The following is a 1,989-nucleotide window of genomic DNA, read 5'->3' as shown; positions in this document are numbered from 1 at the left end:
AATTCGGCCTACCTTGCTTCCTCCACTCAATACGTCTGCCGTTGCCCCACGTAAAATCGTATACGACCCGGCACAATCACTCGTTTTCTCCTGAGCATCAAGAGCAAAAATTAGAGTAGGAAAAATAAATCCGTCCCCTTTTCCCCTTCGTCCCCTTTTCCCCTTGAACGCGTATTGGCGGCCAGGGGCTCGCCGTCGGCCTTGCAGCGAGTTCAAGATCGAGCGCCGCCCGCGCGGCGCATCGCGGATGAATCCGCTCCTACATCGGTTGCAACGTGGCCATGATAGATAGGCCTTGGTTGTTCGCCTTGTTGGCACAACGCAATTTACCGGCTGGCGCCGCCGCCCCACCTGTCTCAAGCCTTGCGTCAGGGCTGGCAACCATGGCCTCACAGGTGCGGCACGTTGCAATAGATGTAGGAGCGGATTCATCCGCGATGCGCCGCGCGGGCGGCGCTCGATCTGATAGGCGCTGCACCTCTCCCGTCGTACACCTCGAAGCTTCGCAAAATTCGGCAAAACCAGGGACCAAGGCCAGCCCTTCTTCATTTCTTCTTACTGATTGATTGCTAAGTAAGTGCCATTCGGGACAGATTTACTTAGACACTCTAATTTCGACTTGCTCTGCCTTCTCCGCTCAATACGTCTGCCGCTGACCCAAGCAAATTCGTATGCCACCCAGCACAATCACTCGCTTTTTTTCTGAGCCACAAGAGCAAAATTAAAGTAAAAAAGCCCCCTTCCCCCCTGTTATTTTTTCACCATCTAACCAACCAAAAACGATGAAAAATAAAAAGACAATTTTTCATCTTCAAGATCTCTGAATTGATAACGCACCCTGTCAAGCCCAGCATCTAGCTTATTCACACTCATATGCATTAACTGAGTCAATCCACCACCAAAATCTCGGGACACACATTGGCTGACATCTATGAATCGGACACATATGACATCAGCCCCTGCCTTTCCAGAGGCCGAAACCGACAAGAATAAATCATAGGCCATACCACCTTCATCCAAGTGGATGCTAATGGAGTGCAGACAGTTGTGTGCAACGAGCAATTCATTCAATTCTAAAACACTAGTCAATGTTCATCCTCGGTTCTTCCCCCTACAGCCAGGACAATATTTTATGTATGTGCAAACCTGCCCCCTTTCCCAACGGTGATAGGGAAAATCAGTTGACAGATTTGCTGATGCTGATTACTCAAAAGCGTGTGGGCAACCGGCCTGGTCGTGTCGAGCCTCGGGCCATAAAACGAAGGACTCAGGCCTACCCCTTGCTGATCAAGCCATGTCGATCAGCAAGGGCTGAGATCAGAAAATATGGGCATCCGAAGCATGTTAAGTAAGTGCCATTCAAATCAGTCCCCTTTCCCCCTGCTAGTCAATACCTAGCTTTTTGAGCAACCTATCGACCTCTGCCCTAAGCATTTCATCATCAAGCTCATACTCTTCCCTAGTACCCTCTGGCCCATACATGTCTGCAGCACAAAAAATACTGGACAAGCACTCATCCATCAGCGGCTGATCAAGTTTAAGCATATCCCTATCACGCTCAATCTTCCAAAGCTCCATATATGCCTCAGAAAAAACTACGGCTGACAATCGCCCCTGCACAAACGACCTCGCAAACTCCAAAAGAATATAACTCATCTCAATACACCATTCTTAATGAAATTATCAAATTGCTGGGTTCCCGGTGACAGCTTGAACCCCGTAACAAAATTCCCTGATGCATCAAGCACTACCGCATTATTTGTTGAGGAGTTAAAAAACACTTTGGAACCTTTCACAAAGCCGTATGTGCCTTGCTGAACGGTAGAAGTAGAATCCATGTGACTTTTTATTGCAGCCTCATACTGAGCAATAGTTTCAGCGTTTTTCTTCGTGGTCACCACACCAAAATCAGAAGCATGTTTAAACTTTTTATCAAGCTGCTTCTGGGTCACTCCGGTTAAAGCATCGGCAACACCATTGCTCTTTACA

3 protein-coding genes and 1 pseudogene are annotated in these 1,989 nt (G+C 48.1%); 1 reads left to right on the top strand and 3 read right to left on the bottom strand.

The window, feature by feature from the left end:
• Nucleotides 1-765 precede the first annotated feature (765 nt).
• Nucleotides 766-1,071 carry a hypothetical protein gene (locus tag NGM28_RS28310; protein ID WP_252092529.1) on the bottom strand — a complete coding sequence of 102 codons (306 nt, stop codon included), beginning with the start codon at nt 1,069-1,071 and terminating at the stop codon, nt 766-768.
• Between the two features lie 110 nt (nt 1,072-1,181).
• On the opposite strand from NGM28_RS28310, the pseudogene NGM28_RS28305 reads away from it, so the two are divergent.
• Nucleotides 1,182-1,352, top strand: a pseudogene (locus tag NGM28_RS28305) (IS4 family transposase); the annotation flags it as partial.
• Nucleotides 1,353-1,383: 31 nt separating this feature from the next.
• Here NGM28_RS28305 and NGM28_RS28300 read toward each other — a convergent pair.
• Both NGM28_RS28300 and NGM28_RS28295 read right to left on the bottom strand, forming a co-directional pair.
• The gene (locus NGM28_RS28300; protein ID WP_240065018.1) at nt 1,384-1,656 is read right to left on the bottom strand and encodes a colicin immunity domain-containing protein; all 273 of its coding nucleotides are present in this window, start codon (nt 1,654-1,656) and stop codon (nt 1,384-1,386) included.
• A partial coding sequence (locus NGM28_RS28295) for a colicin D domain-containing protein (protein ID WP_252092528.1) occupies nt 1,653-1,989 on the bottom strand: 337 nt, incomplete at its 5' end. The genes NGM28_RS28295 and NGM28_RS28300, both read right to left, overlap by 4 nt.

This window comes from Pseudomonas sp. MWU13-3659 (assembly GCF_023757525.1).
In the GTDB taxonomy this organism is placed as follows: Bacteria; Pseudomonadota; Gammaproteobacteria; order Pseudomonadales; family Pseudomonadaceae; genus Aquipseudomonas; species Aquipseudomonas entomophila_E.
The sequence above is the reverse complement of the archived record's forward strand: the minus strand, read 5'-3'. Positions and strand labels throughout refer to the sequence as shown.

Coding starts and splice junctions, on each gene's coding strand:
- NGM28_RS28300 (WP_240065018.1), bottom strand. CDS start 1,656: ATGAGTTATATTCTTTTGGAGTTTGCGAGGTCGTTTGTGCAGGGGCGA.